The following is a 17,192-nucleotide window of genomic DNA, read 5'->3' as shown; positions in this document are numbered from 1 at the left end:
GTAATGAGTCAGTTTTTTCATATTCATCCAGATAATCCGCAACCACGCTTAATCAGCCAAGCGGTTGATATTATCAAGCAGGGCGGTGTTATCGTATACCCAACCGATTCGGGTTATGCACTTGGCTGTAACATTGGTAATAAGCAAGCAAAAGAGCGCATCGAACGTATTCGTGGTATTGAAAAACACCATAACTTTACTTTGGTCTGTCGTGACTTATCAGAGCTATCTACTTATGCTCGTGTTGATAATCAGTTATTCAGATTAATTAAAAATAACACCCCTGGGCCTTATACGTTCATCTTTAAAGGCACTAAAGAAGTACCAAAGCGTTTATTAAACGAAAAGAAAAAAACCATTGGTATTCGTGTTATCGAACACCCAATCACCTGTGCTTTATTGGCTGAATTAGGTGAGCCGTTAATGTCGTGCTCTTTAATTTTACCGGGTGAGCAATATACCGAGGCTGATCCTGATGAAATTCGCGATCGCATTGAAAAGCAAGTTGATTTAATTATTCATGGTGGTTATCTTCCTGAACAGGCAACCACAGTAATTGACTTGTCGGATGATGATATCGAAATCTTACGTGTCGGTTGTGGTGATACTAAACCATTTGAGTAGAGACTTCATTGACTAGCCCAGAGCTTGACGCGCCAGATAATTTACAAGAGCCAGTACAGCAAAAGCTGCCACTGGCTTTTTTGCATGGCAAAGCGGTGGTCGATAAACCTGAAGACTTATATATTCCACCCGATGCGTTAGAGATCATTTTAGAAACCTTTGAAGGTCCTCTCGATTTACTTCTGTATTTAATCAAAAAACATAAACTCGATGTACTAGAACTCTCTATTTTTAGTATTACAGAGCAATACGTTAGTTATGTTGAAATGATGAGTGAGTTTCAGCTTGAACTGGCTGGTGAATACCTTGTCATGGCAGCGTTATTAGCACAAATTAAATCAAGATTATTGCTACCAAAACATGAAGAGCTTGAAGAGGAAGAAGACCCACGAGCTGAGCTTGTAAGACGTTTACAAGAATACGAACAATTTAAAAAAGCCGCAGAAAATCTTGATGAGATCCCTCGCGAAGGCCGCGATATATTTGTAGCCGAAGCACTGGTGCCAGAATTGAGTGAGCGTGAGGTACTGTTACCTGACGTTGACATGAAAGACCTGTTAGTTGCCCTAAGCGACGTTATGGCCCGAGCCAAAACATTTGAACACCATCATATTACCGCAGAAGCCTTATCGACCCGTGAGCGCATGAGCTTAATTTTAGATAAACTCTCAGAAGCGCAATCACAGTTGCCTTTTAGTACTCTTTTTACGGTAGAAGAGGGCAGAAGTGGTGTTGTAGTAAGCTTTATCGCGATGTTAGAGCTGGTGAAAGAAAACCTGATCAGCTGCTTTCAGGTAGATGCCAATAGCCAGATTTATGTTGGTTTGGTGGAAGAAGGCGAATAGCTGAAAGTTAATAGTTTTAAGCTTTAAGCGGTAAGTTTTAAAGGCAGTAGATCAATTATTAAAACTGGGTCATTACTAGTTGAGGGCCTGATAAATATATCAGGGCGCCTGCAATTTGCGACTACCCAGTTCTTGTCGTTATGTTCCGACTCGTTCTAAAAGGATATTTATGTCAAAAGTAACGTTGAAAGGGTTTATTTTAGTTCCTGAGTCTGACTTAGAGAACGTTAAATCTGAGTTGGTGACTCATAGGCGTCTTACCCTAGAAGAGGCAGGTTGCATTACTTTCAGTGTTACTGAACATACAGAAAACCCACTTCGCTTTGATGTATACGAAGAGTTTATAGATAAATCGGCATTTGAATATCATCAGCAAAGAGTTAAAAACTCTTTATGGGGTAAAGTAACAACTTGTGTTGAGCGACATTACGAGATCTTTGAGTCATCACCAGTCAAGAAGTAGCTCGTAACGAAAGTTTGCTTCATATGGAATAAAAACACTTAACTTACAGAATGTTAAAAAATTGCACCAAGTCTCAGTACCTGATAAGTTGGCTTTCCCCATTTTGGGGTAAGCCTACTATTAAGGAAAATATAATGAAAAAGTTAGGAATGGTACTGTTATCTCTCGTTGCATTTGGAGCCTCAGCTGCAGAAAATTTGCAATTAGACCTTAACCTTTATTTGAATAATCAACTTGTAAAAACGCACGTTGTTAAAACTGAAGAAGACAAAACTCAAACAGTGACTGCAGATGATATTCTTAAATTTGATGTAACCCCTACATTGGACGACCAAACTGTGACACTAACATCAGCACTCTATAAATTTGAAAATGGCTCTTACAATAAATTTCAAGAACCTAAGTTAATGGTAAACCTTAATGAACCTGCAACGATTGAGGTTGGGACTGAGGGTGTTGAAGTGTATAAGATTGAAATAACAGCAAGTAAAATATAATTGTAATAGCATCTTTTATACGTTCTTATAGCGGCTAACTTTAGTGTGCTCCAATTAATTAGCCGTCTATATTTAGGTATGCACTTGTAAAAATAGGCATGCTCTAAGTAGCATCATTTACAAGTATCTTTAAGTTTCACCTATATTCAAATTTTTAAGGAAATCAGATGCAAAGTAAACACATTACAATCAAAACCATGACCAAGAAGGAAGTTGAACTCATGATTGATTGGGCTGCAGCAGAAGGCTGGAATCCAGGCCTTAATGATGCAGAGTGTTATTTTGCTGCTGATCCTGAAGGATTTCTTGTTGGTTTTCTTGGCGATGAGCCTATTGCTACAATTTCTGCCATTAATTATCACGATGCATTTGGCTTTATCGGCTTCTACATTGTTAAACCTGATTACCGTGGCAAAGGTTACGGAATACAAATTTGGAATGCCGCGTTAAAGCGCCTTGAAGGGTTGAATATCGGCCTTGATGGTGTGGTGGAACAGCAAGAAAACTATAAAAAGTCTGGTTTTAACCTGGCTTATCGCAATATTCGTTTTGCAGGAGTCGGTGGTGGTAATTCACAGCAAAATTCAGATATTGTTGATCTTGCTACTGTGCCATTCGAAATTATTGACGCATACGAACAGGCTTTTTTCCCAGTAAATAGAGCAAACTTTACCAAAGCCTGGTTAAGCCAACCCCAATGCGACGCTTTGGGCGTAATGCACAATGGGGAATTGGCAGGATACGGGGTAATTCGCAAATGCCAGAACGGCTTTAAAATTGGCCCTTTATTTGCCGACTCACCAGAATTGGCCGAATCTTTGTTCCTTGCTTTTAAATCTAAAGTGAGTGCATCTGAAGCTATTTTCCTTGATACGCCAGAAATTAATCAAGCTGCTGTTGTTCTAGCACAGAAGTACAACATGCAAGTGTCGTTCGAAACCGCCAGGATGTATACCGACGAATGTCCTAGCTTGCCATTAAACCGTATTTTTGGCGTGACTTCTTTTGAAATCGGCTGAGTTTATTGGGTTGAGTGATTAAACGGTTGTGAGTAAAACTAAAAATTTATCACGTTAAAAATTAAACGCTTTTATCAACGAGTATTCATAATATTGCTAGCACCTTGCACCTAGCACCTAGCACCTTTTTCTCTTTCCCCTTTCCCCTTACAACTTTCTCCTTTCCCTGGGTGTGCATATACGCACAGAAGCTGTTCGTTTTACGCTATTTTCATTATATAACCCATCGGTTAATCTATATTTAGTTTCACGATTCTCATGGGAAATGAGCATGTTAAAGAATTCAAAGTCAAGTTATGGCTGGGTTGCCATCTTATTGCATTGGTTAATGGCACTTGGGGTGTTTGGTTTGTTTGGCTTAGGCGTGTATATGGTTGAGCTAACCTATTACGACGCTTGGTACAAAGGCTCTTTGGACTTACATAAAAGCGTGGGCATTACCTTAGCGGCATTATTGCTGTTTCGATTTGGTTGGCGCTTATTAGGCACCCAACCTGAGCCTGTTGCAGGTAGTCCAAAAGCAATGAATCGAGTTGCACACTCAGTCCATAAACTAATTTATTTAGCTTTAATCGTCATTGTGACATCAGGCTATTTAATCTCTACGGCTGATGGCCGTGCAATTGAAGTATTTAATTTATTTGCTGTACCGGCATTACCCGAGTCGGTCGCGAACCAAGAAGATATTGCAGGTAAAATTCACTTTTATGCCGCGTATGGGCTAATAGCTGTGGTTGTTTTACATGCTTTAGGGGCACTAAAACATCATTTTATCGATAAAGATAAAACCTTAATTAGAATGATCAAACCATTGAAGGATGATTAATATGAAAAAATTACTATTAGGCACAGCACTAAGTGCTGCACTTTTCTCAACAGCAAACGCAAATGCAGCTGACTACGTTATTGATACAGACGGTGCCCACGCATTTGTTACATTTAAAATTAAGCACTTAGGTTACAGCTGGTTACATGGTCGTTTTAATACTTTCTCAGGTGATTTTAGCTATGACGATAAAGCGCCTAATGCATCTAAAATCAATGTAACGATTGATACTAAAAGCATCGACTCAAACCATGCTGAGCGTGACAAGCACTTACGCGGTAAAGACTTCTTAAATGTTGATAAATACCCAACTGCAACATTTAAAAGTACCTCAATCAAGTTTGATGAAGACGGTGATGAAGCAGATGTTACTGGTGAATTTACCTTAAATGGTGTGACTAAAACCATTACTTTTGAAATTGATAAAATTGGTGAAGGTAAAGATCCATGGGGTGGTTACCGTGTTGGTTTTGAAGGTGAAACAAGCCTAAAACTAGCTGACTATGGTATTGACTACAACCTTGGCCCTGCGTCAACGCATGTTGATATTGGCTTATTTATTGAAGGTGTGCGTAAGTAAGCACCATTCATACGACCACCAATTCGCTTTATTCTCGGATTGGTCAATATAAAAGTGCCGCTCAATGAGCGGCACTTTCGTTTCTATCTTTTAATCTCTTTTCTAAAATTGGTTGCAAATTATCGGGTAGCCAGCGTACTAAAACGTCATGAAAAGCATCTGTATGCGCTATTTTTTCAAGGGCTTCATCTAATAATTTTGCTGTTTCTTTACCTTGTTCGTTGTTTGTACAACCTATGTAACCAACACTTAATGCAGGTGCTTCAGTGAGTGACAGTTGGGTCAATTCATCTTCAAAGCCCATAGAATGCGCCAAATAGTAATGCTCGCTTGGGTAGCCAAGTAATATATCAATACGCTTTTTTTGTAGCATATAAGTCAAGCTTGCGAGGGTGTCTCTGCCGGGGCGTGAGATGATATTTGAATCATGGCTTTCGTTAATCACGCTATCTATATCAGCGCCAAAAGAGCGGCTCATTGATACCCCTAATGCCAAGTGTTTATCGTCTAATAACGATTTTAAGGACACTGGTTTTGTGACGTCTAACTCAAGTTTTGCGGCTAACTCTTTACGTATGGCAATGGAGGGTGATAAGCCCACTGTTGATGAGTGTTTTGTAAACTGAATATGCTGCTTACGGTGCTCGTTTTGATACAACGACAGCATACAGTAATTGTTGTGCGGGTTTGATAGTTCATGTACGGCACGACTAGCCGGCAATAAAGTGCGTTTAAATGACACTTCAGGGAGTGCTTTTTCTAGTAATTTGATCACACTTTCATCACGACCTGTGCCTTCGTACTTGTCATTCATGATGTAGTAGGGGGCAAAATCGACCATGATCCACTCAATGGTCTTCGGTTGCTTGGTTGCAACAACGGGCAGGCAAAAAAGTAATAGTAAAATAGACCACACACAACGCATTTTTACTACCTATTTATGGGCTAAAAATATAAGTGTAGCAGGAATTTAGCTATATGCAGGCTGGTGGTAAAAACTAAAACGCCAGCTTGTTGGCTGGCGTTTATCGGTAGGGTTTAGTTGGCTTTTAACCACTTCACAAATTGGCGTGCATCACTGGCCTTTTGGAAGATGGCATTTTTTAAGCCCTGCGTGTCACTAAAAATTACACGCTGTTTATTTACCGAGATTGATTGCACTGGATGTGCGATCTGGATCAAAGATCCGTTGTATTTATATGACATAATAAAACTCACTCTTTCTTTTGTCAGTGTCTGTAGAGCTTTAAAAGGCATTTAAAAATACAGACCGACATTTGTTGTCTTGCTAACAGTGTTGACTAAGTTTGTGACAGTTTGGTGATGATTTGAAAATTCATCAAAATGTCATTTAGCAAACAAGTTGCAAGTATTTATACGAATATGCGGGAATTACTGGATCAAGGTAAGGGGTTAACCGCGTGGTTTCTAAAAACCAGACAAGTAGATTACTGTAAGAATTAACTAAGCGCAAGGTTTATTTTTTAAACATCAAAAATAATCTCTGGATGTTTAACAGAAACAGGCGTATTGTGATTAGGCACAAAATAACAATAAGAAGTATGCTTATGAATTACCTTTTGGTATCAGATATATTCGGTAAAACAGCGCATTTATCGCTGCTTGCTCAGCAGCTTCGCGGTAAAGTGAGTCTTTGTGACCCTTACATGGGGGAAATTCAGCTCCCCATAAATGAGCAGTTTCAATATCAACATTTTATGACTCAATGCGGCCATGACAGTTATTTTGAGCTAGTGCATTTAAAAATGGCTACTATTCGTCAGCCAACCACGATTATTGCATTTAGTGCAGGCGCAGCCGCTGTTTGGCGAGCTCAAGCAGAGTTAAAAAATTCTTTCATTAAAAAAATCATTGCCTTTTATCCATCCCAAGTTAGACATCATCTTGAGCTTGAGGCTAACGTTCCTTGTCGATTTATTTTTCCTCACAGTGAAGAGCATTTTGATATTAAGCCTGTGATTGCAACATTAAAAAGTAAAGCCAAGGTGAGCTGTGAAATAGCCGACTATGGTCATGGGTTTATGAACCCGCTATCTGAGAATTTTAATCAGCTCGGTTATCAGCAATTTACCGAACAGCTACTAAAAGAGTGTTGTAACTCAGAACTTGTCCCCAACGATTAAAAAACTGGTCTATAGTCATTACTAAACAACAATATAAGTAATGACTATGATGGACCAAACAAATTACAGCCACTTTTTATCTAACCCTGTTGCTAAACCACCTTGTCGAATGATCAACGCGCAAATGTACGGATTTTTTGTGTCTGGCTGTGAGCAAAAAATGCAGCAGTATGTTGATGCAACTTTAAACCTACTAGCAACCGAATCAACCTCGTTTAATGTGTTAGGAAGCACGTGTTTACTTACCTTCACTGATATCGAAAAAATTTCTTCCTTAACGCCACCGTTTTCAGAGCATGGCTGGATGCAAGAAACCGATATTATTATTTGGCTCCCAGTAGCAAAAATGCTCGATGGAGATATTAGTCATTTATATTGGTATCCGGCATTTATTAGCGTCAATAACATTTATGCTTTGATTAATGGCCGAGAAGCCTGGGGCTACAATAAATACCTCTGTGAATATCAAATGCCTGCGACTGTGAGTGATGCGGGCGCCTTTAGTATTTCTTTAGAATGTTTTGATGTGTTTAACCCTGACTCTAAATTAGCGATGCATGAGCTATTAACCATTGAGCAAACACAGGCAAGTACCAAGGAAAACTTACTCGATAACTTATCGCATTTTTCTAAACACGTTACCGATTTGTTTGATGCGCAAATTAAAGGCATTGATTTATCGCTTCTTAAACAATTGTTAGACGGGTTTATTCATCCGCAGATGGATCAGATTTTGTTTAAACAATTTCCCGATGGCCAAGGAGATAAAGCCGTTTATCAAAGCGTGGTTCACTCACCATCGTTAATCAAAAAAATTCACCAATTAAAACTTTTACACAATGATTTTAGTTTGGATGTAAAAGCTCTTGCGAGCTTTCCTCTAAATGACATGTTTGGTATCGCACTTGGCAAACAAACGGTTCATTTACCTTTTTACGTCAATATGGACTTTGACCAGCTTGGCGCAACACAACTGTTACCAGCACAGGGGTAACCATGGAAAAAGAAAAAATCACCATTGTCGGTGGCGGTGTTGCAGCGATGACTGCGGCAGTGTATTTAACCGAGCAAGCTAATTGGCAAAGCCAGCGCGAAATTACCGTTTATCAACAGGGTTGGCGACTTGGCGGTAAAGGGGCGAGTGGCCGAAACGCCCATTTTGGACAGCGAATCGAAGAGCATGGTTTACATGTTTGGTTTGGCGCCTACGTGAATAGCTTTCGCACCTTAGAAGGGGTGTATAACTCACTCAATCGACCAGCTAGTTGTTCATTGGCAACTTGGCAGCAGGCATTTAAACCACACAGTTTTATTGCTTTACAAGAGTTTATTGATAACGAATGGCAAACTTGGCCGATAGATTTTCCTACCGTTGAAGGGAACCCCGCTGATGGCAGTCTAGATATAACAGTGTGGGACTTTGTCACCATGACATTAGCATGGCTAAAAAAATGGACCGAAGGCATTGAGCATGTTTGTCAGCAGCAAGATGCTAAAACCATTTTAGTGACTAAAAAATCACGGGATCAATCGTTACTCAAACACATGTATCAAGAAATCAAAGCAGACATTGATACCCATTTAAATGGCGCAAAGCAGTTTATTGATGATATTGAAGCAGGTGCAACTGAAATTGCCTCGAACCCACGAACATTGATAACTCATTTGCTGCAGTTCACCGAAAAGCAGGCCACCCATACAGATAAACAGGCCGATCGACTGGTTATTTGGTATATCGTCAGAAAGTTAAAACGTTGGTTTAAAGACCAAGTTATTGATTTACTCGAAGACAACCCAGAGCTGCGCAGACTTTATATTTGTGCCGATCTTGCGATTGCAATGCTCACAGGACTGATTAAAGACAAAGTATATCGCGACGGTTTTGGTGTCATTAATTGCTACGATTTTCGTCAGTGGCTCGAAAAAAATGGTGCTAACAAAACTTACAGCGTTGATTCAGCGCCAGTGCGCGGCTTTTATGATTTGGTGTTTGCTTACCCTAAAGGTGACTTTAGTAAACCCAATGTTGAAGCAGGCGTTGCCGCCCTTGCTATGTTACGTATAGGGCTTTGCTATAAAGGCGGCGTGATGTGGAAAATGCAAGCAGGCATGGGCGATGTCATTTTCGGACCAATTTATGAACTTTTAAAGCAGCGCGGTGTTAAGTTTAAGTTTTTCCATCAGTTAACTAACTTATCTGCTGGGCAAACTGCCCAAGGTGAGCCGCTGGTGAGTGAAATTGAGCTTTGCCAACAGGTGAGTTTAGTTGGCCAAGATTATCAACCGCTCATTGATGTAAAACAGCTGCCATGCTGGCCAAGTGAGCCACTGTATGAGCAAATCAGCCCTGAACAAGCGCACTTATTGCAAGAATATCAAATTAATTTAGAGTCATTTTGGAGTAATTGGCCAGAGGTGTATCAAGAACACTTTAGTACCCCATTGCCAACAGTGACGCTTCGCTACGGTATTGATTTTGATACACTGATTTTAGGGGTCTCGGTTGCCTCTCTTGAACACGTTGCCTCTGAACTTTTAGCTGTAGATTACGCGCTTTCTCAACAAGCAACAAAAGTGCAAAGTGTGGCGACTCAGGCTTGCCAAGTATGGTTGAATAAAACCGACCCACAACTTGGCTTTACGCAAACTAATGCTGCTCATGAAGGGCCTATTTTAAGTGGCTTTGTAGAGCCGTTTGATACTTGGGCTGCAATGGGCAACTTGCTCGATAAAGAAGATTGGCCAAGTGACAACTCACCAGTTAATGTTGCCTATTTTTGCAGTGCATTTAGCTGCGAAAACTACCCACCTGCCAGTGCACATCAATTCCCAGAGCAAATGAAAGCCGAAGTAAAATTGAATATGCATAATTTGTTTAGCTCAGATATGCGGCCACTTTGGCCTGAAGCCTATACTGATAACAAGTTTGATTGGCAGGTTTTTTACAGTGATCCGCATAGCATTTTACCTGTACTAGAGCAGCAATATTGGCGCGTAAATTTCGATCCCAGTGAGCGCTATGTCCTATCTGTGGTTGATTCGAGTAAATACCGCCTGGCTACAGATGGCAGTCAGTTTGTCAATTTGCGCATCACTGGCGACTGGATAAAAACCGGCGTTAATGCAGGCTGTGTTGAGGCTGCTGTGATGGCCGGTATGCAAACAGCGCGGGCACTATGTGGTTGGCCAAGCGAAATCAGCGGAGAGCATGCATTCGAAAAAGGTTAGTGTGAATAAAGTTGTAAAAAAGTATGCGTATAAGTCATGAAATTTCATGATTTATATGCGACTTTAATCTATTGTTTGGTCTATACTTACCACTAAATTACAACAATTTAACAATTTTCCCTCTTTTAAGGTCTAAAAGCCAATGAAGCGTCCTTTTCTTAAAGATCCTAAGTTTATGATGTTGTCGAGCACCAGCTTGGCGGCATGTGTAATGGCAAGCGCTGTTGCACAAGGAGCTGAGACTGAAAAAGACATGGAAGTTATTAGCGTTTATGCACAAAAGCGTCCGCAAGCAATTGAAGACGTAAGTGTGGCGGTAAGCCAAGTGAATGGCGAAATTTTAAAAGCTCAGCATTTTAAAGATTCAACTGAAATTGGTTTGTTTGCGCCAAACGTTAAAATCACCCAAAACGCCGCAGAAGGGACGCCTCCCGCTGTGAGTATCCGTGGGGTGGGGTTACTTGATTATAATACGGCGAACACTTCACCTGTTGCCATGTATATTGATGGTGTTGCGGTGGGGTCTGCCAATAATCAAATTGTTAACTTGTACGATATTGAACAACTCGATATTTTACGCGGCCCGCAGGGTACTTTGTTTGGTCGTAATTCTACCGGTGGTGCAATACTTATACGCTCAAATCGCCCTGAGTTTGATAGCTATGGCTCGCTAACATTAGGTGCTGCCAATAACAACGCCACCAGCATCGATGGTGTGTGGAACCAGCAACTCTCAGACTCCAGCGCAATGCGTATTGCTGTTAACTATCAAGACTATGAATATTCAACAAAAAATACTTATGCAGACTCACCAACAGCAGGCATGGAGCAAAAAAATGCACGTGTGTCTTTTTTGTCCGAGTGGGATGATGTTGATCTTTACCTGCAAGCGCATATTGAAGATTGGGATGGTATTGCCCAGCCAGTTGGTAGTATTGGTATTGTCGCAAACCCTTTAACGGGTGAGCTGTGTTCACCAGCAGATGCGGGCTCAACACGCTGTTTTGATAACTTTGGTTTTAATGATGGCAGTGATGATTTCTTTGCTGTGAGCGTCAATAACGACTCACCTCATAAATCCGATGGTTATGGTTTTATTGCTGAAGTGAATTGGCATTTAAACGAGCAAAGTACATTTACCTCGCTGTCAAGCTTTAACGATTTAGAAAGAAGCCATGCTTTTAACTGCGATGGCTCGCCAGCTCGTTTGTGCGAAGGAGTATTAGGGTTAGATACCCAACTACTCAGCCAAGAATTCAGGTTATTAAACGAATTTGCTGATTACACACTCACCAGTGGTGTTTATTTTGCCGATGAGACGATTGAGCAAGATAATCTAAATGATATTTTGCGTGATTTCCGGGGTATTTTACCGACAAACTTAACCGCGACCTTTATTTACGATAATGAAATCAAGATGCAAAATTTGGCTGTATTTAGCCAAATTGAAGTACCAGTCGCAGATAAATGGATGATCACAGCCGGTCTTAGATATGACTATGAGTCACTTGAGTATGACTCAATCGCCACGTTAAATGCGGTGGTTGATGTGAATGACTTAGGCGGAGTGCTTGTACCATTTTATCGCGTTACCGATGAGCAATCAGACAATGGCTTTACTGGTCAATTTGCCGTTAATTATCGCTATTCAGATGCAAGCAATCTTTATTATCGTTTTGCTAATGGTAGTAAAAGTGGTGGCTACAACGGCGGCTTTTTGTCATCTGAAGAACAAGCAATCTTAGCAAACTACGGTAAAGAGCGCTTAAATGCCCATGAAGTTGGCTTAAAGTCGTTCTGGCCTGGAAAGCAACTTAGAATGAATTGGGCGGCGTTTTACTATGACTATAACGACCAACAAGTGTTTATGAACCAAGCGTCAGAAACACCGCAAATGCCTCCTGTGCAGTTGCTTGAAAATGTCGCTGATTCAACTATTTATGGTCTTGAAACTGAAATCAATTACCAAGCAACTAAGCAATTAGCCATGCTACTTTCAGTTGGCTATATCCCTCATGCTGAGTTTGAAGAATACGTTGACCCACTTGGCAATAGTATTACTGATAACCAACTACCATTTACTTCTAAATGGAATGTATCAGCGGGATTAAAATATGATACCAGCTTGGCGTCATATCCGTTATCGGCCAATATTATTTACGATTATCAGTCTGAGTTTTATTTTGATCAGAACATGAACCCTTATGCCCGCCAAGACGGCTTTAGCATTGTTAATGCGCATCTAAAATATGATGTTGATAATTGGTCATTTACTTTATGGGGCAAAAATTTATTTGATACTGAATACAGTCAGTTAAAGTTCGATTTAAGCTCGTTCTTAGGCATGCTTGAAGACTTTAAAGGGGAAGGGCGTCGCTATGGCTTTGATGTTTCACTGCAATTCTAGTCGTTGCCAACTCCACGATGGTACAGGGGTTTTGTGAATGCGGTTAAAGCTGTATTTTAGCACTCTGCTGTTTGTGGTTTTATTAAGTGTTTCGGCTAATGCACAAGATACGTTTGTCTACACCGACGCTGTAGCTGAGCAAAACCTTCATGATGTCGGTGAAGTGTTTACGGCAAATGATAATATGTTTCCACAATCTGTGGCTGCGATTGATGCTTGGCGAGCCAGCAAAAAACCACAATCTAGAATAAGCTCTGTCGGCGGTAGCTATTGGTTAATTGTTGAAATTGAAAATCTAAGTGATATCGAAGATTTAGTTCTCTACCCTTACAACACCCTGGTTTCGAAAATAGAAAGCCGCATATACGATATAACTGATCCAAGTGCCCCGATACAGCACTTTGTAACCGGCGGGGTCGAGCCTAACCAATTTGCTTTTCACTATGGTAATCGCTTATCTCTTGAAAAAGGTAAGCGCTACACGCTAATCACTTATTTTGAGAGTGACTACTTTTATACTCCCGCAAAGCTGGTATTAACGCCTTATCAAGATTATTTTCAGAACATAACCGTCGAAAATATGATCATGATGCTGTGCTTTGGGGTGGGCATTGCACTTGGTTTATATAATTTATTAATTTACTTGGTTTCCCGTGATGTTACACACCTGTATTACGCATTATTTACAGCATCCTGGGTGTTTGCTTGGAGCCATTTTTTCCATATTTCTGATCAGCTGTTTGGTTACTATAATCCCCATCTTCACTGGCTCGGCTTTGCCCTCACACCCTTAACCAATATTTTGTTTTACAACAACTTACTTAAACTCAAAGAAACATTTCCGAAACTGGCGCAATTATCACTCACGGTGGGTGTAATCGCCACTTTGGGTATTCCGTTTTGTATTTTATGGCCAAGCTTTGGTTTTTATTGGTCAACGTTAGTAACGGGTGTTGCTTTATGTTTAGGCTTATACATAGGTATTCGCTGTATGCTCATTGGCTTCAAGCCAGCACGCTATTTTGTGCTTGCTTACATTGCCATGATGCTACCGAATATGGTCGGTAATTTAACTAATTTAGGCTTGCTGCCAGCTACTTCCATTAATTTATATTTATTGGGGTTGATAGGCACAGCCATGGACGCCATGTTGCTGGCGTTTGCTGTGGCCGATAAGTTTAGGTTGCTTCACGATGACAACGTAGAGCTCAACAAAAATCTAGAAGAAAAAGTCCATTTAAGAACCTTGGAGCTTGAAGAGCTTGCCTCTGAGCTTCGCGATGCGAATGAAGCTAAAAGCCGTTTCTTAGCGAATATCAGTCATGAGATTCGCACCCCAATGACATCAATTATTGGCTATGCAGATGGCATTATGCTCGGGGACATTAAGCCTCATGAGCGCAACCATGGGATTGGCGTTATATTGCAAAATAGCCGCCATGTCCTTGGATTAATAAACGATATACTCGATATGTCGAAGATTGAAGCCAACAAGCTAGAAATAGATTTAGTCGAAACAGACTTGTTTGCCACGATTGCCAATATTGAGTCACTTATCGGCAAGCAAATTCGCGATAAGGGCTTAAAGTTCAGTGTTGATTATCAGTTCCCGTTGCCAGACTACCTAATTACCGATCCGAGTCGTTTAAGGCAGATCTTATTAAACTTAACAACCAACGCCCTTAAGTTCACTCAAGTGGGGCGTATAACTTTAACGGTGAGCTGTCATAACGATAAGTTGTCGATAAGCGTAAAAGACACAGGTATTGGCATGACAGACAAAGAGCAACAAGCCCTGTTTAGTGCCTTTTATCAAGCGGATTCAAGTATTTCTAGGCAGTATGGTGGCACGGGTCTTGGCCTTAATATTTCAAAGAGCCTTGCGCAGAAATTGGATGGGGATATCAGCGTTAAAAGTAATGTCGGCTCTGGCAGTGAGTTTATTTTCACCATGTCGATTTATACTACAGATAATACACGCTGGCTTAATGATATGAGCGAAGTGAAGCTCGTTGAAACCTCACCGTTTAGTAAGCTTGATGCACCAGAGAACTTAAAGGGCAGAGTATTACTTGCCGAAGACCACCCAGACAACCGACGTTTAATTGCGCGAATATTAGAGCGTATGGGGCTGACAGTGACCACCGTTGAAAATGGTAAAGACGCAGTGCAAGCAACCCTCGAAGACAGCTTTGACCTTATTCTACTGGATATTCAAATGCCGATTATGGACGGTCAAGAAGCATTAAAAATGATGCAAGCAACGGGAGTGAGTGCGCCAATCATTGCACTGACAGCGAATACCATGAAGCATGAAATTGCCCGTTATATGAAACAAGGCTTTAATGATTTAATCGCCAAACCAATTGATAGAAACGCGTTTAGCCATAAAATTGCCAGTTACTTAGATTGCGATGAGTTAGCCGATATCAAGTTACCTGAAAAAGAGTTTCAGGCGCTTAAAGATGACTATATAAAAGGTCTGGAAGAACAGTATCGAGAAATGCGCGAGCAATACAAAAAGATGGATATTGATGGCTTAAGCAGAAATGTTCATATGCTTAAAGGCGCTGCGAACATGTTCGAATGTGAAACGCTTTATGTTAAAGCGGTCGCCGTTGATGCAGCGCTTAAAAAAGATACCGTCACGCTCGATACGCAGCTTATTGCATCCTTATTTTGTGCCATGCAAGACGAGATAACCAAGGTAACGCATTGATTGCTTGAATAGCGGCTATTTCTTTGTAAGCACAGACAAATTAGCTATTTCTTGATATTAATATTGTTAAAACTCTTTGCTGGGAAAGCATGATGCAGTATCAACACATTTCAGTACCCTCGAATGGCGCGCAAATTACTATCGATAGTAAGGGTCAATGGCATATTCCTGATAACCCGGTTATTGCTTACATTGAAGGCGATGGTGTGGGTCAAGATATCAGCCCGGTGATGCGAGATATTGTTGATGCTGCAGTGAATCAGGCTTATCAAGGCGATAAACAAATACATTGGATGGAAGTGTTCAATGGCGAAAAAGCAGCAGCGCTTTACGATGGTGACTGGTTCCCGCAAGAAACCCTGCATGCTGTTAGGCAGTATAAAATTGCCATAAAAGGGCCATTAACAACCCCCCTTGGCGGTGGTTTCCGTTCTTTAAATGTGGCTCTTCGTCATGAGATGGACTTATTCGTTAACATGCGGCCCATTCGCAGTTATCCGCATTTACCATCGCCCTTAAAAGAGCCTGAAAAAACCCAAATCACAGTAATACGTGACAGCTCAGAAGACGTTTACTCAGGCATTGAGTGGCAGGCTGGCAGTATTGACAACGAACGTATGCTTGATTTTCTGTGCCAAGAAATGGGGGTCACCCGACTTCGTTTTGATAACCAATGTGGCATTGGCATAAAAAATAGCTCGAAAGAGGCAGCAGAGCGACTAATGCGTTACGCCCTAAACTTTGCCCTCAAAGAGCACAGTGAATCACTGACTGTGGTGCACAAAGGCAATGTACTTAAATTTACCGATGGCGCCTTTAAACGCTGGGCATTTGCCCTTGCTGAGCAAGAGTTTAACGCTGTAGCGCATGAAAATGGTCGTTGGTTAGTGATCAAGCGAGACAAGCAAGATGATTTAATCATCAAAGAAGTCATTGCTGATAACATGCTACAACAAGCGCTACTCACCCCAGAGCAATTTGATGTGGTGGTAACAACCAATCAAAACGGCGATTACTTAGCTGATATGCTAACCGCACAAGTTGGTGGCGTGGGTATTATGCCTGCGGCAAACTTAAATAATGAAGTGGCCTTTTTTGAACCGACTCATGGCACATTTAATCGCATTGCCGGAGAAGACAGTGCAAATCCAACAAGCAGTATTTTAAGTGCGGTCATGATGCTACGTTTTATGGGCTGGCACGAAGCGGCGAATAATATAGAAAAAGCCCTAGAGCAGACGCTTAGCGCAAATGAAATGACGTTTGATTTGGCTAACCTAGTAGCCGATGCGACGATGCTTAGTTGCAGTGATTTTGCAACAAGCATCATCGCGCGAATAAGTAACTCAAATAATGAACCATATTAAGCGGCATTGGCGCTTTTAACTGCGTAGACACATGGTTTACCTGTTAACTGTGCTGCACGTTGGTAAATGTGCTCTGCACCAGGTTCGTTGCTTGTCATGCCTGTTAATGTATCCATTAACGCAACCACTAAAATAGCTGGTACTTGGCAGCAGTATTCATCTAGCACTGCGGTTGTTGTTTGTGCATCAACATGACAGTGAGGGTGAGTACGTACTGTGCTATACGCTTTTAACAGTGTCTCTGCTTGTAAAACATCATCATCTTGATGTTTGGTTTTACGGCATTGGCAACCAAACTCATCAACCATTGTTGCCAGTGTTTGGTAAATCTCATCGCAGGCTAAATCGCTTTTTTTACAAAGCTGCTGCTCGATGAATGAGTGTAATTGACCATTGATGTAAAGGCCGTCCTGTTGAGTGAATTGCGCTGAAGTTTCCATAATCATTTTCTCTTTGTTTATGTGCTTAACTTC

The 17,192-nt window shown here is 41.0% G+C and carries 16 protein-coding genes; 13 read left to right on the top strand and 3 right to left on the bottom strand.

Going from position 1 to position 17,192, the window contains the following annotated elements; genetic code table 11:
* The first annotated feature begins 3 nt into the window (after positions 1 to 3).
* From VRK28_RS01785 to VRK28_RS01755, 7 genes are all read left to right on the top strand, one after another.
* Complete coding sequence (locus VRK28_RS01785; protein ID WP_055021149.1) at positions 4 to 624, top strand: L-threonylcarbamoyladenylate synthase; 621 nt, start codon at positions 4 to 6, stop codon at positions 622 to 624.
* Positions 625 to 632: 8 nt separating this feature from the next.
* Complete coding sequence (locus VRK28_RS01780) at positions 633 to 1,469, top strand: segregation and condensation protein A (protein WP_062565126.1); 837 nt, start codon at positions 633 to 635, stop codon at positions 1,467 to 1,469.
* Between the two features lie 169 nt (positions 1,470 to 1,638).
* Positions 1,639 to 1,932 (top strand): putative quinol monooxygenase, encoded by a 294-nt coding sequence (locus VRK28_RS01775; protein ID WP_062565127.1) that lies wholly within the window; start codon positions 1,639 to 1,641, stop codon positions 1,930 to 1,932.
* Between the two features lie 134 nt (positions 1,933 to 2,066).
* Entirely contained in the window at positions 2,067 to 2,429 is a 363-nt protein-coding gene (locus VRK28_RS01770) for a hypothetical protein (RefSeq protein ID WP_062565128.1), read from the top strand.
* Positions 2,430 to 2,596: 167 nt separating this feature from the next.
* A complete protein-coding gene (locus VRK28_RS01765; RefSeq protein WP_062565129.1) occupies positions 2,597 to 3,448 on the top strand; it encodes a GNAT family N-acetyltransferase in 852 nt (283 codons plus the stop codon).
* Between the two features lie 271 nt (positions 3,449 to 3,719).
* Entirely contained in the window at positions 3,720 to 4,274 is a 555-nt protein-coding gene (locus VRK28_RS01760) for a cytochrome b (protein ID WP_062565130.1), read from the top strand.
* Between the two features lies 1 nt (position 4,275).
* Complete coding sequence (locus VRK28_RS01755; RefSeq protein ID WP_054552925.1) at positions 4,276 to 4,854, top strand: YceI family protein; 579 nt, start codon at positions 4,276 to 4,278, stop codon at positions 4,852 to 4,854.
* Positions 4,855 to 4,915: 61 nt separating this feature from the next.
* On the opposite strand, the gene VRK28_RS01750 is transcribed toward VRK28_RS01755, so the two are convergent.
* Both VRK28_RS01750 and VRK28_RS01745 read right to left on the bottom strand, forming a co-directional pair.
* Complete coding sequence (locus tag VRK28_RS01750) at positions 4,916 to 5,779, bottom strand: TIGR02285 family protein (protein WP_062565131.1); 864 nt, start codon at positions 5,777 to 5,779, stop codon at positions 4,916 to 4,918.
* A 113-nt stretch (positions 5,780 to 5,892) separates the two neighbouring features.
* Positions 5,893 to 6,060, bottom strand: coding sequence for a hypothetical protein (locus VRK28_RS01745; protein WP_165381452.1), 168 nt, complete (start codon positions 6,058 to 6,060; stop codon positions 5,893 to 5,895).
* A gap of 362 nt (positions 6,061 to 6,422) precedes the next feature.
* Here VRK28_RS01745 and VRK28_RS01740 point away from each other — a divergent pair, with 362 nt between their 5' ends.
* The 6 genes from VRK28_RS01740 to icd all read left to right on the top strand — a co-directional run bounded on the left by VRK28_RS01740 (position 6,423) and on the right by icd (position 16,719).
* Entirely contained in the window at positions 6,423 to 6,998 is a 576-nt protein-coding gene (locus tag VRK28_RS01740) for a hypothetical protein (RefSeq protein ID WP_062565133.1), read from the top strand.
* Between the two features lie 46 nt (positions 6,999 to 7,044).
* On the top strand, positions 7,045 to 7,992 hold the full coding sequence (locus VRK28_RS01735) for an acetoacetate decarboxylase (protein WP_332393174.1): 948 nt from the start codon (positions 7,045 to 7,047) through the stop codon (positions 7,990 to 7,992).
* Positions 7,993 to 7,994: 2 nt separating this feature from the next.
* Positions 7,995 to 10,226 carry an NAD(P)-binding protein gene (locus VRK28_RS01730; RefSeq protein ID WP_332393173.1) on the top strand — a complete coding sequence of 744 codons (2,232 nt, stop codon included), beginning with the start codon at positions 7,995 to 7,997 and terminating at the stop codon, positions 10,224 to 10,226.
* Between the two features lie 142 nt (positions 10,227 to 10,368).
* The gene (locus VRK28_RS01725) at positions 10,369 to 12,633 is read left to right on the top strand and encodes a TonB-dependent receptor (protein WP_332393172.1); all 2,265 of its coding nucleotides are present in this window, start codon (positions 10,369 to 10,371) and stop codon (positions 12,631 to 12,633) included.
* Between the two features lie 37 nt (positions 12,634 to 12,670).
* The gene (locus VRK28_RS01720; protein ID WP_332393171.1) at positions 12,671 to 15,352 is read left to right on the top strand and encodes a 7TM diverse intracellular signaling domain-containing protein; all 2,682 of its coding nucleotides are present in this window, start codon (positions 12,671 to 12,673) and stop codon (positions 15,350 to 15,352) included.
* Positions 15,353 to 15,444: 92 nt separating this feature from the next.
* Positions 15,445 to 16,719 (top strand): NADP-dependent isocitrate dehydrogenase, encoded by a 1,275-nt coding sequence (icd, locus tag VRK28_RS01715; protein WP_332393170.1) that lies wholly within the window; start codon positions 15,445 to 15,447, stop codon positions 16,717 to 16,719.
* On the opposite strand, the gene VRK28_RS01710 is transcribed toward icd, so the two are convergent.
* Positions 16,716 to 17,159, bottom strand: coding sequence for a hypothetical protein (locus VRK28_RS01710; RefSeq protein WP_054561244.1), 444 nt, complete (start codon positions 17,157 to 17,159; stop codon positions 16,716 to 16,718). The genes icd and VRK28_RS01710 overlap by 4 nt on opposite strands.
* Positions 17,160 to 17,192: the final 33 nt, after the last annotated feature.

Origin of the sequence: Pseudoalteromonas sp. P80D2, assembly GCF_036680945.1 — a bacterium.
Lineage (GTDB): Bacteria > Pseudomonadota > Gammaproteobacteria > Enterobacterales > Alteromonadaceae > Pseudoalteromonas > Pseudoalteromonas shioyasakiensis.
Note: the sequence above shows the minus strand (reverse complement) of the source record. Positions and strands in the feature narration are given on the sequence as shown.